Origin of the sequence: Streptomyces sp. NBC_01352 (assembly GCF_036237295.1) — a bacterium.
In the GTDB taxonomy this organism is placed as follows: domain Bacteria; phylum Actinomycetota; class Actinomycetes; order Streptomycetales; family Streptomycetaceae; genus Streptomyces; species Streptomyces plumbiresistens.
Map to the genome: position 1 here is coordinate 1,915,802 of NZ_CP108354.1, position 18,450 is coordinate 1,934,251.

Annotated in this window: 18 protein-coding genes; 3 read left to right on the forward strand and 15 right to left on the reverse strand. The window is 70.0% G+C overall.

Annotated elements, in window-relative coordinates; genetic code table 11:
* Positions 1-256: 256 nt before the first annotated feature.
* From OG252_RS09145 to OG252_RS09155, 3 genes are all read left to right on the forward strand, one after another.
* Complete coding sequence (locus OG252_RS09145; protein ID WP_266450672.1) at positions 257-1,723, forward strand: MFS transporter; 1,467 nt, start codon at positions 257-259, stop codon at positions 1,721-1,723.
* 191 nt (positions 1,724-1,914) lie between these two features.
* A complete protein-coding gene (locus OG252_RS09150) occupies positions 1,915-2,964 on the forward strand; it encodes a zinc-dependent alcohol dehydrogenase (protein ID WP_329335121.1) in 1,050 nt (349 codons plus the stop codon).
* Between the two features lie 97 nt (positions 2,965-3,061).
* Positions 3,062-3,349 carry a DUF1905 domain-containing protein gene (locus OG252_RS09155; protein WP_266450668.1) on the forward strand — a complete coding sequence of 96 codons (288 nt, stop codon included), beginning with the start codon at positions 3,062-3,064 and terminating at the stop codon, positions 3,347-3,349.
* Between the two features lie 25 nt (positions 3,350-3,374).
* Here OG252_RS09155 and OG252_RS09160 read toward each other — a convergent pair whose 3' ends face one another.
* From OG252_RS09160 to OG252_RS09230, 15 genes are all read right to left on the reverse strand, one after another.
* Positions 3,375-4,649, reverse strand: a complete 1,275-nt coding sequence (locus OG252_RS09160) for an aminopeptidase P family protein (RefSeq protein WP_329345107.1) — start codon at positions 4,647-4,649, stop codon at positions 3,375-3,377.
* A 91-nt stretch (positions 4,650-4,740) separates the two neighbouring features.
* On the reverse strand, positions 4,741-4,920 hold the full coding sequence (locus tag OG252_RS09165; RefSeq protein WP_329335124.1) for a hypothetical protein: 180 nt from the start codon (positions 4,918-4,920) through the stop codon (positions 4,741-4,743).
* Positions 4,921-5,178: 258 nt separating this feature from the next.
* Positions 5,179-5,535 (reverse strand): hypothetical protein, encoded by a 357-nt coding sequence (locus OG252_RS09170; RefSeq protein WP_329335126.1) that lies wholly within the window; start codon positions 5,533-5,535, stop codon positions 5,179-5,181.
* Positions 5,532-6,353 carry an ABC transporter ATP-binding protein gene (locus tag OG252_RS09175; protein WP_266450664.1) on the reverse strand — a complete coding sequence of 274 codons (822 nt, stop codon included), beginning with the start codon at positions 6,351-6,353 and terminating at the stop codon, positions 5,532-5,534. The genes OG252_RS09170 and OG252_RS09175 overlap by 4 nt, the downstream gene beginning before the upstream one ends.
* Complete coding sequence (locus OG252_RS09180) at positions 6,350-7,234, reverse strand: ABC transporter ATP-binding protein (RefSeq protein ID WP_329335130.1); 885 nt, start codon at positions 7,232-7,234, stop codon at positions 6,350-6,352. The genes OG252_RS09175 and OG252_RS09180 overlap by 4 nt, the downstream gene beginning before the upstream one ends.
* Positions 7,231-8,220, reverse strand: coding sequence for an ABC transporter permease (locus OG252_RS09185; RefSeq protein ID WP_266450660.1), 990 nt, complete (start codon positions 8,218-8,220; stop codon positions 7,231-7,233). Before OG252_RS09185 ends, OG252_RS09180 begins: the two co-directional genes overlap by 4 nt.
* Entirely contained in the window at positions 8,220-9,173 is a 954-nt protein-coding gene (locus OG252_RS09190) for an ABC transporter permease (RefSeq protein ID WP_329335132.1), read from the reverse strand. The genes OG252_RS09185 and OG252_RS09190 overlap by 1 nt, the downstream gene beginning before the upstream one ends.
* Positions 9,174-9,180: 7 nt before the next feature.
* On the reverse strand, positions 9,181-10,860 hold the full coding sequence (locus OG252_RS09195) for an ABC transporter substrate-binding protein (RefSeq protein ID WP_329335134.1): 1,680 nt from the start codon (positions 10,858-10,860) through the stop codon (positions 9,181-9,183).
* An 88-nt stretch (positions 10,861-10,948) separates the two neighbouring features.
* Positions 10,949-12,814: a glycoside hydrolase family 127 protein gene (locus OG252_RS09200; RefSeq protein ID WP_329335136.1), complete on the reverse strand. Its 1,866-nt coding sequence runs from the start codon at positions 12,812-12,814 to the stop codon at positions 10,949-10,951.
* 168 nt (positions 12,815-12,982) lie between these two features.
* Entirely contained in the window at positions 12,983-13,387 is a 405-nt protein-coding gene (locus tag OG252_RS09205; RefSeq protein ID WP_266450653.1) for a RidA family protein, read from the reverse strand.
* The gene (locus tag OG252_RS09210; RefSeq protein WP_266450651.1) at positions 13,384-14,169 is read right to left on the reverse strand and encodes a creatininase family protein; all 786 of its coding nucleotides are present in this window, start codon (positions 14,167-14,169) and stop codon (positions 13,384-13,386) included. The genes OG252_RS09205 and OG252_RS09210 overlap by 4 nt, the downstream gene beginning before the upstream one ends.
* Positions 14,166-15,578 (reverse strand): FAD-binding oxidoreductase, encoded by a 1,413-nt coding sequence (locus tag OG252_RS09215; RefSeq protein WP_266450650.1) that lies wholly within the window; start codon positions 15,576-15,578, stop codon positions 14,166-14,168. The genes OG252_RS09210 and OG252_RS09215 overlap by 4 nt, the downstream gene beginning before the upstream one ends.
* Complete coding sequence (locus OG252_RS09220) at positions 15,578-16,759, reverse strand: hypothetical protein (protein WP_266450649.1); 1,182 nt, start codon at positions 16,757-16,759, stop codon at positions 15,578-15,580. Before OG252_RS09220 ends, OG252_RS09215 begins: the two co-directional genes overlap by 1 nt.
* A gap of 56 nt (positions 16,760-16,815) precedes the next feature.
* Positions 16,816-17,697, reverse strand: coding sequence for an ABC transporter permease (locus OG252_RS09225; RefSeq protein ID WP_266450647.1), 882 nt, complete (start codon positions 17,695-17,697; stop codon positions 16,816-16,818).
* Entirely contained in the window at positions 17,694-18,449 is a 756-nt protein-coding gene (locus OG252_RS09230) for an ABC transporter ATP-binding protein (protein ID WP_266450646.1), read from the reverse strand. The genes OG252_RS09225 and OG252_RS09230 overlap by 4 nt, the downstream gene beginning before the upstream one ends.
* Between the last annotated feature and the right edge of the window lies 1 nt (position 18,450).

Below are 18,450 nucleotides of genomic sequence, written 5' to 3' on the forward strand. Positions count from 1 at the left end.
TCATTTTCTGCGCACTTCATTGATTGTACCGACCGTTAGGTCTACCTTACGCGTCAGCCGCACCGGAGCCGCAGACGGGAGGCACGTATGCCGGCGCTCGTGACCGCCCCGCACTGTCTTCGGACCCCGCTCCTTCCGGACCAGTAGCCGCCCGTGCCGGCGCGACCGGCACGAGCCCGTCTGCGCCGTACGTCCCCCCACGCCGCCTGGACCAGAGCCACGCTCCGCACCTCCGCTCACCCATGGAAGGCCGCCGATGTCCCAGACACAGACCCCACAGATCCCACCCCCGAAGCGCGACGAGGCGTCCCGCTCCACCTCGCGCAACGTGCTCGTCGTCATCGCCCTCGTGTGGACCGTCCAACTGGTCGCGCTCATGGCCGCGTTGTCCGGCATCTCACAGGCCGACGTGGCGATCCACTTCCGGACCACCGAGATCGCGTGGTTCACCCTCATGACCCTGCTGACCGGGACCTTCTTCCTGCCCTTCGCGGTCAAGGCCGCGGCTCTCTTCGGCAAGAAGCGCGTCCTGCTCGTCGCCATCGGACTGGGCTTCGTCGGCGACCTGATCGCCGCCATGGCCACCGACTACCGCACCCTGCTGATCGGGCGCGGCATCGCGGGCATCTACGCGGCCACCGCCCCGCTCGCCTACGCGATCACCCGGGACGTGTTCCCCCGCCAGTGGGTGGGTCTCGCCAGCGGGATCCTCGCCGGCGGTGTCGGCCTCGTCGCCTTCGGCGGGCCGTTCCTGTCCGGCTGGCTCCTGGACGACTACGGCTTCCGGGGCGTGCTGTGGTTCATGGCCATCAGCACCGCCGTGAGCTTCGTGCTGGTGGCCGCCTTCGTGCCGGAGAGCCCGATCCGGGCGGCGGGCGGACGCATGGACTGGATCGGCGGAATCCTCCTCGGCGGAGGGGTGACGGCCATCGTCTACGCCGTCGGGCAGGGCTCGCACTGGGGCTGGGGCAGCGGCAAGTTCGCCGCCTTCGTCGCCGGGTCACTGGTCACGCTGCTCGCCTTCGCACTCGTCGAGCGCCGGGTCGCCGAGCCCCTGTTCCCGCCGGCCATGACGCGGCGTCGCCCGGTGTGGACCGTTCTGCTGGCCACGTCCGTGGCGGCCGGGTCCCTCAGCGCGGTCGGCGTGGTGATACAGATGCTGATCCTGATGCCGAAGATCCCCGACGTCTCCGAGGGCCTGGGCTGGTCCGGGACCCACAACGCCATCGTCACCAGCCCGATCAGCGCCATGATCATCATCGCGGCCGTCGGCACCGGCTACCTCGCCCGCCGGATGGACGCGCGCATCCTCCTGGGCATCGGCTCCGCGCTCACGGTCCTCGGTTACGGCATCGGCACCCAACTGCACCACAGCGCCGAACAGATCGTGGGGATGGGCGTGATCGCCGGTACCGGAACCGGCATGGTCATGGCCGTCGTACCCATCATGATCATCGAGGTGGTCACGCCCGAGGAACAGGCGCTGGCCAACGGCGTCCAGACGCTCGGCCAGGGCGTCGCGCAGATCGTCGTCTCCCAGGTGGCCTTCGTCGTGATGGCTCAGCACGGGAGGATCCTGGAGGGCACCCAGTTCTACCTCGACGCCGGCTTCACGAACGGGCTCTGGCTGGTCGTCGGTTGCTGTGCCGTGGGCACGATGCTCGTGTTCCTGATCCCCCGGAGCAAGCGCCTCGACGAGGCGGAGGTCGGCCAGGCGGCCTGACCCGGCGGCCTCGGCGCTCGTCACACGGCACCGGCTCGGCCGGCTGCCATCCCCCGATCCGCCGACGGCTCCCGCCCGCACCCCCGGATCCGCCGACGGCTCCCGCACGCATCCCCGGCGGGAGCCGTCCGCCTCCCCACCATCCCCCTGCGTGAACCGCCCTGCATGAACCGGCAGAAGGAGTCACCCGCATGACCACGATGAAGTCCGTCCGGACCGGCGCCGCCGGCAAGGTCGACGTGGTGGACGTCGAGCGTCCGGTGCCGGGTCCCAAGGACGTCCTCGTCAGGATGCGCGCCTGCGGCATCTGCGGCACCGACACCTACTTCGTCCACCTGGGCGGCACCCCCTACAGCCCGGACGGCCCCGCCGGTTCGGTGGTCCCCCTGCCGCTCGGCCACGAGCCGGCCGGTGAGATCGTCGAGGCGGGCGCCGGGGTCACGGACCTGAAGGCCGGCGACCGCGTGGTCGTCAACCCGCAGGGCGTCCCCTCCGGGATCATCGGCTGCGGCGGTGAGCACGGCGCCATGAGCGAGTACCTGCTCCTCGAGGATGCCGAGATCGGCAGGACCGTGGCCGTCTTCCCCGACAGCGTGCCCTTCGACGTCGCCGCCCTCAACGAGCCGATGGCGGTCGCCCGGCACTGCGTCAACCGCTCCGAGGCCAAGCCCGCCGACAAGGTCGTCGTCTTCGGCGCCGGACCCATCGGACTCGGCGCCACCATCTGGCTCAAGCTGCGCGGCGTCGAGCACGTGGTCGTCGCCGACGTCATCCCCTCCCGCCTGGAGACCGCACTGGCCGTCGGCGCCGACGCCGTCGTCAACTCCGCGGAGGAGGACGTGACCGCACGTCTGACCGAACTGCACGGCCAGGCCGCCGACTCTCTCGGCCGGCCCCGGGCCGGCACCGACATCTACATCGACGCCGCCGGTGTCGCGGCCGTCTTCCACGCCACCGTCAATGCCGCCAAGTGGGGCGCCAAGCTGGTTATGGTCGGCGTCCAGAAGAAGGCCGACATCGACCTCGGCGGCATGCTCCGCAGCGAACTCACCCTCATCGCCTCCCAGGGCTACCCCACCGAGATCTTCGAGGTCACGCCGGAGATCGTCGAGCACCACGAGCGCTTCGCCAGGCTGATCAGCCACCGTGTGCCCTTCGCCGAGGTCGAGCGGGCCTTCGCCCTCGCCGTCACGCCGGGAGCCTCGGAGAAGGTCGTCGTCACCTTCGACGACCCGGAGTAGGCCGTGGCGGGGGCACCGACGTCGGCCGTTCCCGCCGCGCGCACCGCAGGTACGCTGAGCGCGAGCTGACCGTCCTCGACGAACGGGCCCTGACCTCATGCAACTCGCCTTCACCGGCCGGGTGATCGAATGGCGCGGGCCGGCGCCGTACTACTTCCTGCCGGTGCCGGACGAGGAGTCCGCCGACATCCGTGAGGTGGCCGCGATGGCCACCTACGGCTGGGGCGTGATCCCGGTCGAGGCGAGGATCGGCGAGGTCGTCTTCGAGACGTCGCTCTTCCCCAAGGACGGCCGTTACCTGCTGCCGCTCAAGAACGCGGTGCGCAAGCCGCAGGGTCTCTCGTCAGGTGACGACGTGACGGTGCGGATGACTGTCCGCCTCTAGGGTCGGCCGTGAATTCGGTGCAGTGTCACACTGCCTGTCGGGTCGTCATCCATTTCTCCAGCCCGGCCGCGTCCAACGGCAGCGCGCCGGACAGGACTTCCGGCCCTTCGGAAGTGATCAGGATGTCGTCCTCGATGCGCACGCCGATCCCCCGCAGCTCCGGGGGCACGGTCAGGTCGTGGGCATGGAAGTACAGGCCGGGTTCGACCGTCAGCACCATGCCGGGAGCCATCGCGGCGCCCTGGTACGCCTCGTCGGCGGCCCGCGCGCAGTCGTGCACGTCGAGGCCCAGGTGGTGGCCGATGCCGCACACCAGGTAGCGGCGATGGTGCTGGCCGGTGTCGGAGAGCGCCTCGTCCACGGAGACCGGCAGCAGCCCCCAGTCGGCGAGGCCGTGCGCGATCACCTCCATGGCGGCGTGGTGGAAGTCGGTGAACCGGCGGCCCGGGCCCACCGCCGCGAGGCCGGCCCGATGGGCCTTCTCCACCAGGTCGTGGACCTGCCGCTGGGCGGCGGAGAACCGGCCCGAGGCCGGGAACGTGCGGGTGACGTCGGCGGTGTAGTGGCTGTCGACCTCCACGCCCAGGTCGAGCAGGAGCAGTTCGTCCGGGAGGACCGGGCCGTCGCACCGTACCCAGTGCAGCGTCGGGGCGTGCTTGCCGCTGCCGACGATCGACGCGTAGCCCGGGCCGTTGCCGTACGCGCGGGCGTACCGGTCGAAGGTGCCCTGCAGCCAGCGCTCCCCCGGGCCCTCGATCGCGGCCGGGATCTCGCGGACGACGGCGGCGAAGCCCTCGACCGTGCGGTCCACGGCCCGGCGCAGTTGGGCGACCTCCCACTCGTCCTTGTACATGCGCAGTTCGGCCAGGGCCCGGCCGGCCTCTTCGTCGGCTCTCACGTGCTCGCGCAGGTCCGAGAGGGGGCGTACGTCGATGCCCAGGGCCTGTGCCCAGTCGTCGAGGCCCGGTGCGGCCCCGACCCACAGCTCGCCGTACTGGGCATCGCGCCAGAAGGCCTGCTCGCCGGGGTGGGCCGGGGGTGGCAGGTAGAGCGTGGCGTCGCCGGCCCGCAGCACGACCACGGCGTTCTCGACCGCGCAGCCCGTCACCCAGTAGAAGTCGCTGTCCGGGCGGAAGTCGTACGTCGTGTCGTTGCTGCGGACAGGGGCCTGGCCGGCGCTCAGCACCACCGTCCGGTCGGGCAGCGCGGCGGCGAGCCGGGCGCGATGGTCGGCGGCGGCCTCGGCGGCGCCGGGGACGACACGGGGCGTGCGGTCGGGGGTTGCCCAGCCCGTGCCCATGTAGGCGTTGAATGCCGGGATGTCGGTCAGTTTCGGGAGCTTGCCGTGAGGGAGCTTGCCGTGAGGGAGCTTGCCGTGAGAGAACGTGCCGTCACGCACCGGTGATTCCTCCTCCTGCGTACTGCACCAGTTCGGTCAGCCGGTCGAAGACCCGCTCGTCGCCGATGCCGTCGTGTTCGTACTCGTTGGTGACCCAGATCCGGACGTTGCCGACGCGGGAGGCCGTGTCCAGTCGCAGGCCGGCGTCCATGTACATGTCGTCGTAGATCATCTCGCCGGAGAACAGCAGGGGTCTCGCGTCCTGGGCGAACCGCGGATGCCGGGCGTGTGATGATCGGCGCCCTGGCTTGCGGCGGAGTGCTGGTTCAGGTCCTCCCCGTCGCCTCTGGCCGTGCCCATCCGGCCAGATCGCGCAGGGAGCCGGCCTCCCGGGATCGGACCACGCACAGGATGCGTGTCGCTGCCCCGGGGTTGAGTACGCCGGGGACCAGTGCGCCCAAGACCGTTCGGGGCGTGCGGCTGAGCGGACTCACCCCTGCTCAAGGAAGTCCGCGCCCTCCCTCGCGGTCGCGAACGCGCTCATCCGGGGCCCGTCGATGCGCGTGCTGCGGCTCGTGCCGCGCTGGTCGACCAGGATCACCCGGTACGTCGTCAGCGCCTGCCCGAGCCACCCGCTCCGGTCGAGCGGGCGAGGGCCCCTTCCGCCCGGACCGCCCTGGAGGTGGACCAGGCAGGGCAGGTCCTCGTCCCTGCGCGCGGGAGCGGTGAGGTCGCGGGCGAAGAGCTGGATCGTGCCGCGTGCCGGGTCGGACCGGTCGAGCAGGACGTCCACGAGGTGCTCGCGCACGTGCGTGCCGGGAATCGTGTGGGCGACGGTACGGGTCATGCGGTGGCGGCCCTTCTTCGGCGGTCCCACTCGGGGTTGATGCGGGGGATCGCGGCCAGCAGCGTCCGGGTGTACGGATCACCAGGCTCGTCGAAGACCTGGGCGCACGGCCCCTGTTCGACGATCTTCCCCTGGTTCATGACCGCCACCCGGTGCGCGATCCGCCGGACCACCGCCAGGTCGTGGGCGATGAAGACGTAGCTGAATCCACTCTCCCGCTGGAGGCGCAGCAGCAGTTCGACGACCTGCGCCTGGACGGACACGTCCAGCGCGGAGACCGCCTCGTCGCAGATCACCAGTTTCGGATTGACGGCCAGCGCCCGGGCGATGCCGATCCGCTGCGCCTGGCCGCCGGAGAACTGCGCGGGATAGCGCTGGGAGTGGCCGGGGTCGAGGCCGACCCGCTCCATCAGCTCCCTGGTGTACGTCCGCCGGCCTCCCGGGGGTGCGATGCCCTGGTAGTCGAGCGGTGCCATCAGGATGCGCTCGACGGTGTGCCGGGGGTTGAGCGAGGAGAACGGGTCCTGGAAGACGACCTGTACGTCGGCGCGGTAGCGGGCGAGCCGGGCGCCCGTGGCGTGGGTGATGTCCTCGCCCTCGAACTCCAGGGTGCCCGCGCTCGGTTCCATCAGCTTGGCGACGATCCGCGCGCTGGTGGACTTGCCGCTGCCGGACTCCCCGACCACCGCGAAGGTCTCGCCCCGCCGTACGTCGAAACTGACGCCGTCCACGGCGGTGAACTCGCTCTTGCGGCCGTACACTCCGCGGACGGTGAACCGCTTGGTCAGGTCGCGGGCGCTGAGCAGTACGTCGCTCACGCGATCACCTCGTCCGTGGGAAGGTCGTCGGCGGGAAGGTCGTCGGTGACACGCGGAATGCTGTCCAACAGCTTGCGGGTGTAGGCGTGTTGAGGCGCCGAGAAGATCTGCTCCGCGGTGCCGTACTCGACCTGCTCGCCCCGGCACATCACGAGCACCCGGGTCGCGACGGAGCTGATCACGGCGAGGTCGTGGGTGATGAAGACCGTCCCGGTGCGGGTCCTGCGCTGCAACTCGGCGAGCAGGCGCAGGATCTGGGCCTGGACGGTGACGTCCAGGGCCGTGGTCGGCTCGTCGGCGATGAGCAGCGCGGGCGAACAGACCAGCGCCATCGCGATCATGACGCGTTGCCGCTGTCCGCCGGAGAACTGGTGGGGGTAGTGGCCGGCCCGCCGCTCCGGTTCCGGGATGCCGACCCGCGCGAGCGCCTCGACGGCGATCTTCCTGGCCTCCTTCCGCGAAGCGCCCCGGTGGGCCCGGTACATCTCCTCGATCTGCAGGCCGACCGTGTAGTACGGGTTCAGCGAGGACAGCGGGTCCTGGAAGACCATGGACGCCTGTGCGCCCCGGATCCGGCGCATCTCGCGGTCCGTACGGCCGAGCAGTTCGAGGCCGCCCAGCCGGACGCTGCCCCGCGTCACGGCCCCGCGCGGCAGCAGGCCCATGACGGCCAGGCTGGTCATCGACTTGCCCGAGCCGGATTCGCCGACGATGCCGACGGTCTCGTTCCTGCCGACCGTGAACGACACGTCTTTGACGACGTCCACGGGGCCGCGCGTGGTCGGCAGGGTCACGGTGAGGTTCTCCACGACCAGCAGCTCGCCCGTCGGATCCTCGACCGGCACCTCGCTCCCCGGATCCTCGACCACTGACTCGCTCATCGGATCCTCACTCGCGGGTCGAGGGTGGTGTAGACGAGGTCGACGACGACGTTGCCCACCACCACGAAGAAGGCCGCGAGGAGCGTGACCGCCATGATCACCGGCTGGTCGTTCTTGGCGATCGAGTCGGCGGCCATCTTGCCGATGCCGTTGAGTCCGAAGACCGTCTCGGTGATCAGCGCGCCGCCCAGCAGCGCGGCGAAGTCCATGCCGAAGATCGTGACGATCGGCGTGAGCGCGGGCCGCAACGCGTGCCGCCGCATGGTGAGTACGGGGGCCAGGCCCTTGGAGCGGGCGGTCCGGAAGAAGTTCTCGGCCAGCGTGTCGATGACGTTCGCCCTCGTCAGCCGGGCGTACAGACAGGCGGCGCCGGTGGCGAGGACGATCCACGGCATGAGGTACGACTGGAACCACAGACCGGGGTCGTCCGTGAAGGCCACACTCGACGGGAACGGCAGGACCTGCAGCTTGACCACCAGGACGTACTGGAGGGCGAGCGCGAGGACGTAGTTGGGGACACTGGCGCCGCCCAGGGCCAGGTTCATGGCGGCCTTGTCCCACCAGGTGCCCTCCTTGACGGCGCTGAGCAGTCCAGTGCTGATGCCGGCGAGCAGCCAGAGCGCGGCCGCGCCGATCGCGAGGGTGGCGGTGACCGGGAGGCGGCTCAGGACCATCTGCCACACCGATTGGTTGGTCTGGAACGAGTAGCCGAGGCAGGGTGCCGGGCAGTGCACGAGGTTCGCGCCGGAGCCGTAGTCCCGCCCGGCGAACAGCCCGCTGAGGAAGTTCCAGAACTGGGTGAGGAACGGCTGGTCGATGCCGAGGATCGTGCGGATCTGCGTGACCCGTTCCGGTGTGCAGGTCTTGCCGCAGATCATCACCGCGGGGTCCGGCGACAGCTCGAAGAAGATGAGGTAGGTGAACAGGCAGACCAGGAAGAGGATCAGCACGAGCCCGGCGATCCGGCCGGCGAGGTAGCGGGCCATCAGGCGGCCTCCCCCGCGTCGGTGGCGGCCCGGATCCGGTCGCCGAGCACGGTGAGGGACAGCACAGTCAGGAAGAGGAAGAGCCCGGGGACGGCGAAGTACAGCGGGTCCACCGCGTACCAGCTGACCGAGCTCGCGATCATCTGGCCCCAGGAGGGCGTCGGCGGACTGACGCCCACGCCGAGGAACGACAGGCCGGCCTCGGTACCGATGTAGCCGGGCACCGCGAGGGTCGTCATCACGATGAGCGAGCTGCGCAGGTTGGGCAGGATCTCCTTGAACACCAGGTCACGCCGGGAGGCACCGGAGGCGCGGGCCGCCTCGACGAAATCGCGGTTCAGCAGGGTCAGCGTCTGGCCGCGCACCACGCGCGCGAGATAGGGCCAGCCGAACACGCTGATCACGGCGACCAGCAGGAACGACCGGTTGCCGGCGGGCAGCGACGACAGGATGGCGATCATGAAGATGAGTGCCGGAAAGGCCATCAGGAAGTCCATGACCCGGGAGACGACCTGGTCGACCCAGCCCCCGTAGAAGCCGGCGACCATGCCGAGGACCACGCCGAGCAGGGTGGTCAGGACGGTCGCCGACGCGGCGATGAGGAACGACACGCGGGCGCCGTACGCGATGCGCGCCAGGACGTCGCGGCCGTTCAGCGGTTCGACGCCCAGCAGGTGATCGGTGCTGATCCCGCCGAAGTCCCCCTTGGGCAGGCCGCCAGCGTCGACGTCGATGGCCGCCGTGTCGAACGCGGTGGGTCCGTGGCCCGTGAGGGCGGTGATGAGCGGTGCGCAGATCGCCATCAGCAGCATCAGGGCGATGAACCCGGCGCTGAACAGGGCGCCACGGTCGTGCAGCAGCACGCCCATGATCCGACGGCCCGCCGTGGTGGGGGCACCGGGTGCGCCCACCGGCGGCGCGGGCTGCACGTCGTGCACGAAGGCAGTCGTCATGAGCCGCCTACTTTCCCGAGTCCTTGAGGCCCACGGAGACCAGGTCGATGCCACCGCTGAACGAGGCGGACAGATAGGTGCCGGCGATGTTGGCGCCGGGAACGGTGAGGGTCTTCTCGTAGGCCAGCGGCACGACCGGGGCCTGCGCCATGATCTGCTTGTCCAGTTCGCCGTACGCCTTGTTGGCGGCGGCCACGTCCTTCATGGCCGCGATCTCGTCGATCCGCTTGTTGATGGCATCGTTGTCAATCTGGGCGATGTTGGTGTTCGCGGTCGGGGTGATCCTGCGGCCGTCGAACAGGGGCGGCAGGAAGGTCGAACCGGAGGCCCAGTCGGGGCACCAGCCGGTGATGGCGAGATCGTTCTGCTTGGCGGTGGTGCCGATGACCTCGTAGTACGACGAGGTGTCGATGGTGTTGATCTTCACCTTGATGTTCAGCGGCTTGAGAGCTTCCTGGATCGCCACCGCGAGCGCCGTGTTCTTGGCGTCCGGGCGGTTGTCCAGGGTGAGGGTGAACCCGCCCGACAGCCCCGCCTCGGCGAGCAGTTGCCTGGCCTTGGCCACGCTGTGCGGGTAGAGGTCGTAGTCGGTGCGGCCGAGCATGGTCGGCGGCTGGATCGCGGTCGCCTTCGTGGCGAGCCGGGAGCCGCCGAGCGCGGCGACGACCGTGTCCTTGTCGACCGCGAACTCGATGGCCTGGCGCACCCTCAGGTCGGAGAGGTACCTGCGGGACGTGTTCATCCCCATATAGGTGGTGCAGCCCCCGTACCCGGACAGCGTGCGCGCCTTCAGCTGCGGCGTCTGGATCCGCGAGAGGGTCGCCGGCTGAATGCTGCCGGCGATGGCGTCGACGTCCGCGCCCTGGCCGGCGAGCATGCGCTCGTCGATGGTGGCGCCGTCGAGCCCGAAGGTCCACTCGAAGGCGTCCGGTTTGGCCGCGCGGACCTTGTCGGTCGACGCCTTCCACTCCGGGTTGCGGACCAGCTTGAGCGAGGTGCCGTGGACGTAACTCGCCACCTTGTAGGGGCCGGAGGCCACCGGCTTGGTGTCGAAGGCGTGCGCCGCGCCTGTTCCCTTCGGGAACGGGGTGAAGTTGGGCATGGTCAGCGCGCTGGGGAAGTCGGGGAAGGACTTCTTCAGGCGGAAGACGACGGTCTTGGCGTCGGGCGTCTCGATCGAGTCGAGGTCACCGGACTGGTACGGCCCCTTGTAGTCGGCCGGCGCCTCGATCAGCTCCTTCGGATACGGCGAGCCGCCCATCTCGGGGTCCCAGGCGCGCTCGATGCCGAACTTCACGGCCACGCTGTCGATGGGCGACCCGTCCTCGAAGGCCAGGCCGTCCTTGAGGCGGTACGTCCAGGTCTTCGCGTCGTCGGTCGGCGTGCCGAGGTCGGTCGCCAGATCCGGGACGATCTTCGTGCTCTCGGCGCCGGGGCCGGCGCCGACCGTGGTCAGGCCGCGGTAGATGAGCCGGTAGAAGTTGTTGACGCCGCCGTCCCAGCCGAGCCCGGGGTCCAGATGGGAGAAGTCCGCGGCGGCCAGGACGTGGACGGTGCCGCCGGTGGCCGGGGCCGACGAGGATCCGGCACCGGTGCCGTTGGACGAGGTTCCCGACGCGCCGGTACAGGACGTGAGTGTCAGCGTGCTGAGCAGCGTGACGCCGATGACGGCGGTTGATCTCCTCATGAGGCTCTCCTTGGGGCGATGCGGGTCGACTCGGGTGGAGGCGGGTCGACTTGAGGGGGAGGTCGGTCGATGAGTTCGATGGACGCGGTCACTGCGCCCTGACCCACACGCGCATGGCGCCGGGCCTGCGGTTGCCCCACAGGAAATAGGGCACGAGTGCCACGGGTACCGTCGAGGTCGCCTCAGGGGTGCGGCGTTCGGTGGTGAACTCCGGGTAGAGCTCCGGCGACCGAGCGGGCCGGATGTCAGCCATCAGCCGGAGGACGACGGCACCGGGCAGTTCCTCGATCGGCGAGGAGACCTCCGCGGCCGCGATGCGGTCGGGCGACAGGACCAGGTCGTCCACGGGGGCCGGTGAGTCCTGCTGCTCGACGCAGTAGACCAGCGGACCGCGGGCGACGCCGACCGCGCCGCGGGTCGCGTCCAGGTGCGGGTGGGAGACGTGGCCACGGACCGGCATCGGCAGGTGGAGACGGAGGCTGTCGCCCTCGGTCCAGTTCCGTTCGACGGTCAGCCAGCCGTCCTCGGCCGTGACGGGCACGCCGTCGAGCGTGCTGTCGCGCGCCCAGGCGGGGATGCGGAGTCTGATCGCGTACGGCCGGCGGGGCGCGCGTTCGATCGTCAGCCGCACGTCCCCGTCCCACGGGTAGGCGGTCTCGACGTTCACCGTGAGAGCGTCCGTCTCGATCCGGCTCTCGGCGTACAGGGCGACGTACAGGGCGTCTTGGCGTTCGGCGGCCACGTGGTCGCCGAGCTGCGCCATCCAGCGGACGATGTTCGGCGGACAGCACGGGCAGGTGAACCACGGCCGCCGCAGCGGCTCGCCCCCGGCCTCGGCCCCGCTGCGCTGCTCGTGATCGGGGCGGCGCTGGAGCGGGTTGTCGTAGAAGAAGGCCGTCCCGTCGGCGGACAGGCCCACGGCGTAGGCGTTGAAGAGGACGCGTTCGAAGACGTCGAGGTACTTCGCGCCGCCGGTGGCCACGAACATGCGCCAGGCCCACTGCATGGTGGCGATGGCGGCGCAGGTCTCGCTGTACGCGCGCTCGGACGGCAGTTCGTAGCGGTCACCTATGGCCTCGTCCGAGTGCCGGCTGCCGAGCCCGCCGGTGAAGTAGAGCTTGGTGGCGACCATGTCGTCCCAGAGCCGGTCGAGCGTGTCGAACAGGGTCCGGTCGCCGGTCTCCCGGTAGAGGTCGGCAGCTCCGGCGGCCAGGTAGGCCATGCGGACCGCGTGTCCGGTGACCGAGGGCAACTGGCGGAAGGGCAGGTGGTCCTGGAAATACTCCGGGGGAAAGACGCTGTGCTTCAGATGCCCGTGGCCGCGCCGGTCCAGGAACAGGCCCGCCTGGGTGAGGTAGTCGCGGTTGCCGGTCTCCCGGTACAGCTCGACCAGGGCCATCTCCACCTCGGGGTGGCCGCAGGTGGCCTCTTCGCGGCCCTCGCCGAAGCGCCGTACGGTCAGGTCGGCGAATTTCACGGCCACTTCGAGCAGGCGGCGGTCACCCATCCGCCGGCCGGCCGCGACGGCGGCCTGGATCAGATGGCCGAGGTTGTACAACTCGTGTCCCCAGGCCAGGTCCTCCCAGGGCTTCTTGGCCGCTTCCGGGTCCTGGAAGAACGAGTTCAGGTAGCCGTCCTCGGCCTGCACCCGCTCAAGGAGGCCGACCACTTCGTCGAAGAACTCCCGTACACCGTCGTCCGCTTCGCCCGCGCCGAGCTCGTAGGCCAGACCTTCGAGCGTCTTGTACAGGTCGGTGTCGAGGAACGGGTAACGCCCGCGATAGGCCGGAGGGTCGTTCACGAGCAGCCGGCTCAGGTTGTCCACGTTGCCCGCGGCGCGCAGTTGCCCGATGGCGTGCGGGACGGTCGAGCGCCGGTTCCGGTCCTGCCAGTGGCGGAGCAGGCCGCCGGTGATGCGCACGGTGGACAGCGGGATGACCTGCTCTGATGTCATGGAAACCCCAGTAGTATGTGCTATTGCACAGTGCAATAGCACTGATGGCATTGCGCTGACGGTAGGGCTTCGACCGGGCGGACGGCAATGGGGGTTTCATGGAATTAACGTGGGGCTTTGTGCGGCGCGAGAGGCTTCGTGGAGCCGGCCGGACCGCCGTCTGACGCTCTATCCGACGTACGCGACTGCCCGGATCTCTACGCGCATCGCCGGAGTGGCGAGTCCCGGAAAGATCAGGAGTGACGCGTAGGAGCGCTCGTCGAGCAGCCGGGGTGCGTGCTGGGAGAGCCAGGCGTCGCGGGCGCGCATGTACGCCATGCGTTCCGCGGGATCGGCCACGTACTGGTCGAGCTGGACGATGTCGTCCATGCCGGCGCCGGCGTCGGCGAGCAGTGCTCGCACTCGGTCGAGGGTGACCTTCGTCTGCGCGGCGACTCCGTGGACCGGCCTGCCCTGCTCGTCGGTCACGCCGTCGATGCCGCTGAGGAAGACGAACCCTCCTGCCGCCGCTCCGCGGCCCCACGGTTGCGCCACGCTCCCGTACGTCAGCGGGCCGAGACCTCGCTTCCTCATGAGGTGGTGGGGCGGTCGGGCCGGAAGCGGGCGCATTCGCGCAGGGCGGCGGCGTTGGTGGCGATCGCCGCGTCGACGAGCTTTCGGCCGAGTTCCGGTGTCGCGCCCGTGGGGTCACCGATGACGCCGTTGCCGGTACCGAAGTCGTCGCTGGTCCAGCCGAAGGAGACCGGTTTGCCGAAGCCGATGTGTTCGTACTCCGTGAGGTGCTCGGGGACGCTGCGGCGGGCCTGCGCCATCTCCACCAGGTCCGGGTGGAGGTGCAGCATGGCGGCTGTCTCGTTGAGTCCGCCGTGCACGCCCAGCCCGAGCTCCGAAGCCGGGGAGGTTCCGCCCTGGTCGGCGGGGAGCGAGGCATGGAGCAGGAAGGTGCGCAGGCCGTGCCGGGTACGCAGTTCGCGCAGGGCGACGCCGAGCAGGGCGCTGTTGCCGCCGTGGGCGTTGAGGAAGGCGAGTCTGCGCACGGGACCGACGGCCAGCGCACGCCCGATATCGTCGAGTACGGCCAGCAGGGTGCGGGCACTGAGCCACAACGTGCCCGCGGACCAGGCGTGTTCGTCGGACTTGGTGTACGCGAGGCCCGGCAGCAGCGTGATGTCGCAGGCTTCCCCGGCGGCGCGCGCGGCTCCCTCGGCGACGGCCTCGGCCATGTAGTAGTCGGTGGCGACGGGCAGGTGGGGCCCGTGCTGCTCGATCGCTCCGACGGGCAGTACGGCGACGGTGTCCTCGTCGAGCCGCTCGATGCCGGGGCCGCTGAGGTCGATGAAACGGGTGAAGGTCACGGGGTCTCCTGCCTCGGGCCGGTGTCGGGGACCTTGCCGGGGATCTTGCCGGGGTTGAGCAGCCCCAGCGGGTCGGCGGTGCGGGCCGCTTCCCGCACGAGGTCGAGACGGCGGTCGACGTACCAGTTGTGCGGGCTGTGCACGCCGACGCCGAGGGCCTCGAGGGCGGCGATGCCTTCGTGGACGGTCTGTTCGTCCTCGTACCGGGCCATCAGCATGCCGACGGTGCCCGAACGCATGCCCTCCAGGTGCAGCAGTGTCCCGGGGAAGACCTTCCTGATCTCGGCGATGTCGCCGTCGCCGTCTCTGTTGCCCAGGAGGACATCACCGCCGATCTCCAGGTGGAACCAGCCGTCCTCGGCCTTCATCAGGTGGTAGGTGGGGTGGTTGAAGGACAGGGAGCTGATCAGCGCGGGCCCGTCCGGCGCCGGCCGGACCTCCAGAACCCTTCCGCCGTGCGCGCGGACGATCGCCCGTGCCGCGTCGACGGCGTCGTCCTCCACGATGGCACGCACGTTCAGGGCGGTGGGGTCCAGGGCCGGGTCGACCTGGTAGACCCGGACCAGATCCGCCTCGTCCAGCGACACCAGGCGCGGTGCCGGCTCCAGTCGTACCAGCGCGGACAACCCGGCGGTCGCGGACGCCCAGTCGTCGAAGGCCGCGAACAGACCGGTCCAGGTGCGGGCCCGCTGGAGCCGGACGGTCGCGGTGGCGGTGATGCCGGTGGTGCCGTAGGCATGGATGTACGGCAGCGCGTCGGTGTCTCGTACGGTGAAGGGCTCGGCGTCCACCGTACACGGCACCACCGTCAGCTCTCGTACGAAGCCGTCGCCGTTGGTCCTGTGGACGAGCGAGCCGGTGCCGCCGCTGCCGCCGGACAGGAACCCGCCGACCGTGGTGCCGAACGTGGACGGGAACATCCACAACTCCTGGCCGAGGGTGCGGGCGTGCGCTTCGAGGTCGGACATCTTCGCCCCGGCCTCGGCGCGGATCCAGCCGTCGCCGGCGTCGAGGACGCGGCCGCATCCGGTGAGGTCGAGGACCGCACCGTCGTACAGCGGGATCGCCTGTCCGTAGTTGCCGGTGCCCTTGCCCCGGGGGGTCAGGGGGATGCGGTGGCGGTGGGCCAGGGCCATGATCCCCGGGAGCTGTTCGTGCGAGGTGGGGCGCAGGACGACCTCGGCGTGCCCGGCGGGCAGTTTGGCGGACAGGATGGGCGACATGTGCGCCCAGTCGCAGGATGCCTTTTCCCGTGCGGCGGCGTCGCGGATCACCGAGCCGGGGCCGAGGAGGTCGGCGGCCGCGGCGCAGAACTCCTCGATGCCGGGGGTGGGCCGGCGCTCGGCCGCCGCCGAAGGATTCCGTGCGTCGTCGACGAGTTCCGTGGGAGCGGTCGGGTTGCTGGTCATCACTTCATCCCGATGGAGCTGTCGATGAACTGGTTGGTCGCCAAGTCCTCGGCGGCCAGGCCCTCTTGGACCTTCGCGCCGCTCTGCTCGATCAGCGGTGCGAAGGTCTTCAGGGACGCGGCGACGCGCTTCATGTCGAAGCTGCCGATGCTGCCGTCCGCCTCGTCGCCGAGGATGCCGAGCTTGACCATCTGCTCGGCGGCGAAGGTGCCGGTGCCCTCCGAGTAGACCCAACCAGTGTTGTACTGCTGCACCAGGTCGCTGATGAGCTTGACCGTCGCGGCAGGCTCGGCGGCGTAGTCGACGGCCGACTGCTGGAGGACGGGGACGAGTTTCTTCAGGCAGGGGCTGAGCTTGCCGACCTCGCCGGTGCGCACGGACAGGGACTCCGGGTAGACGTTGTAGCCGACGTCGGCCAGCAGCTGGTACTTGATCGGCTTCTTCCAGGCGGCCACCTCGTTTTCGTAGATGTACGGCTCGGCGGTGGCGAAGCCCTGCTGGGCGATGGAGGGATCGGAGACGAAGCGGGCGGGCGCGCCGTCGTAACTCCCGTCCAGCTGGCTCTTCTTGATCAGGCCCTTGTCGACGAGCAGGGAGGCGTAGGTGCTGCCGTCCACGTAGACGATCTTCGCCTTGGACTTGCCGATGTCGGCGATCGTCTTCCAGTCCGGGTGGGTCTCGGGGTCCCACATCAGCACCTGCGGGCTCTTCTTCATCAGCGCCGCGACAGCCGTGACCGGCTGCTTGACGGACCCCGTGATGGCCGCGTCGGTGGTGACCGTGCCGAGGGTGATGCTCTTGTCGACGTACATCTGCGAGGAGACGCTCTGGTAGCCGATCGCCGAACCCCCGGCGCGCACCTCGATCTTGACGCCGGTGTCCTTGCCGCCGATGACCAGCGGACCGGTGACCCGCTTCTTCGCGGTGTCGACCGTGTACCCGGGGCCGACCAGGTTGTACAGGGGACCGTGCTCGGCCTCGGGCTCCCAGTCGACCTGGACGACGACCGTCTTGGGACAGACACCGGCGAGGTTCTGCGCGGCGGGTGCGGTTCCCAGCTTGTCGGCCGTGCCGGCGGCACCGGCCGTGCTGGTCGAGTCGCCGCCGCAGGCGGTGACGGTCACCAGGGCGAATGCGGAGGAAACGCCGACGAGGGCGATGCGTCTGGCGGAAGCGGGCATGACTGTCTCCCTGAAGGGCGGATGGCCCGGAGTCGAGGGGCGGGATACGGAGTGGGCTAGGGCCGCTCGCCCGAGGCGTGCCAGGAGCCGATGGCGAGCCGGGCGACCAGGGTGAAGAGGGCGAAGACCACTACGCCGAACAGCGAGGCGAGGATGATCGCGGCGAACAGGTCCTCGGACTGGAGCCGGGAACGGTAGACGTCGAGCAGGGTCCCGATACCGGGGTCGCCCTGCTTGAAGAACATGTCACCCACGATCGCGCCGATGACGGAGAGACCGGAGGAGGTGCGCAGACCGGTGAAGATCGCGGGGAGCGCGGCGGGCAGTTCGAGTTTGGACAGGCGGGCCCAGCGGCTCGCCCGCTGGAGGGTGAACAGGTCGTGGTGGGCGCGGTCCACCGACTGGATGCCGAACAGGGTGTTGGCGATCATCGGGAACAGGGCGATGAGGACGCAGACCACCACGCGGCTGGTGAAGCCGAAGCCGAACCACAGTCCGATCAGCGGCACGATCGCCAGGATCGGCACGGTCTGCAGGATCACTGCGTAGGGGTAGAGGGAGCGCTCCAGCCAGCGGGCCCTGCTCATCAGCACCGCCGCCGTCACGCCGAGCGCGGAGGCGATGAGCAGGCCGACCAGGGCGACCTGTGCGGTGAGCCGCAGCGCCCGCAGCATGGGCTCCAGATGGGTCCAGTCGAGGAACGACACGCTGAGGACCTGATGCGGGGGCGGTACGAGGAAGCGCCGGTCGGCGTCGAGCAGCAGATAGCTGACGGCGTACCAGACGCCGACCGCGGCGGCGAGCGAGCCCACCGGCGCGAGCACCGTGACCAGCCGTGCCCGCCGGGGGCGTTTGTCGGCCGGGCGTGCGGCGGGCGCGGAGCCCGTCGCACGGGCGGGTCCGTCGACCTTCGCGCCGGCGGTGGTGTCGACGGTCACTGGGAACCTCCTCGCAGTGTCGCCGAGACCTCGCCGGCGATGCGGCCGAACTCGGGGTCGTAGCGCAGCTCGGCCGGACGGGGATGAGGGAAGGGCACGTCGAAGGAGGCCGTGATTCTGCCGGGGCGGGCCGACATCACGACGACCCGGCCGGCCAGGAAGACGGCTTCGGTGACCGAGTGGGTGATGAACAGGGCGGCGAATCCGGCGTCGGCGAAGATCCGTTGGAGCTCCTCCTGCATGCGCAGGCGAGTCATCTCGTCGAGGGCGCCGAACGGCTCGTCGAAGAGGAAGAGCGACGGCTGGGTCATCAGGGCGCGGGCCAGTGAGACACGCATCCGCATCCCTCCGGACAGCTGCCCCGGAAGCTGTTTCTCAAAGCCGTCCAGACCCACCAGCCGCAGGGCGTCCAGCGCCCGTGCGCGGCGTTCGGCCTTCGGTGTTCCGGCGAGTTCGGCGGGGAGTTCGACGTTGGCGAGGACCGTACGCCAGGGCAGCAGGGTCGGATCCTGGAAGACGTATCCGACGGAGTCGGCGGGGGCGTGGACGGTACCGCCCGTCGCGGAGTCCAGGCCGGAGGCGAGGCGGAGCAGGGTGGACTTGCCACAGCCCGAAGGGCCGACGACGGCGACGAACTCGCCCGGGGCGATGGACAGATCGAGTCCGGTGAGGGCGGTGGTCCCGTTGTCGAAGTACTTGTCGACGCCGTCGAATCGCAGCGCCGCTTCCACGGAGGTCGGCACGGTCGGCACA

Excerpts from the sequence above, each read along its gene's own strand:
- OG252_RS09165 (WP_329335124.1), bottom strand. The coding sequence starts at position 4,920 with ATGATCTACGACGACATGTACATGGACGCCGGCCTGCGACTGGACACG.
- OG252_RS09205 (WP_266450653.1), bottom strand. The coding sequence starts at position 13,387 with ATGAGGAAGCGAGGTCTCGGCCCGCTGACGTACGGGAGCGTGGCGCAA.
- OG252_RS09160 (WP_329345107.1), bottom strand. The coding sequence starts at position 4,649 with ATGGGCACGGGCTGGGCAACCCCCGACCGCACGCCCCGTGTCGTCCCC.
- OG252_RS09150 (WP_329335121.1), top strand. The coding sequence starts at position 1,915 with ATGACCACGATGAAGTCCGTCCGGACCGGCGCCGCCGGCAAGGTCGAC.
- OG252_RS09215 (WP_266450650.1), bottom strand. The coding sequence starts at position 15,578 with ATGACCAGCAACCCGACCGCTCCCACGGAACTCGTCGACGACGCACGG.
- OG252_RS09190 (WP_329335132.1), bottom strand. The coding sequence starts at position 9,173 with ATGACGACTGCCTTCGTGCACGACGTGCAGCCCGCGCCGCCGGTGGGC.
- OG252_RS09155 (WP_266450668.1), top strand. The coding sequence starts at position 3,062 with ATGCAACTCGCCTTCACCGGCCGGGTGATCGAATGGCGCGGGCCGGCG.
- OG252_RS09180 (WP_329335130.1), bottom strand. The coding sequence starts at position 7,234 with ATGAGCGAGTCAGTGGTCGAGGATCCGGGGAGCGAGGTGCCGGTCGAG.
- OG252_RS09185 (WP_266450660.1), bottom strand. The coding sequence starts at position 8,220 with ATGGCCCGCTACCTCGCCGGCCGGATCGCCGGGCTCGTGCTGATCCTC.
- OG252_RS09220 (WP_266450649.1), bottom strand. The coding sequence starts at position 16,759 with ATGCCCGCTTCCGCCAGACGCATCGCCCTCGTCGGCGTTTCCTCCGCA.
- OG252_RS09145 (WP_266450672.1), top strand. The coding sequence starts at position 257 with ATGTCCCAGACACAGACCCCACAGATCCCACCCCCGAAGCGCGACGAG.
- OG252_RS09200 (WP_329335136.1), bottom strand. The coding sequence starts at position 12,814 with ATGACATCAGAGCAGGTCATCCCGCTGTCCACCGTGCGCATCACCGGC.
- OG252_RS09170 (WP_329335126.1), bottom strand. The coding sequence starts at position 5,535 with ATGACCCGTACCGTCGCCCACACGATTCCCGGCACGCACGTGCGCGAG.
- OG252_RS09195 (WP_329335134.1), bottom strand. The coding sequence starts at position 10,860 with ATGAGGAGATCAACCGCCGTCATCGGCGTCACGCTGCTCAGCACGCTG.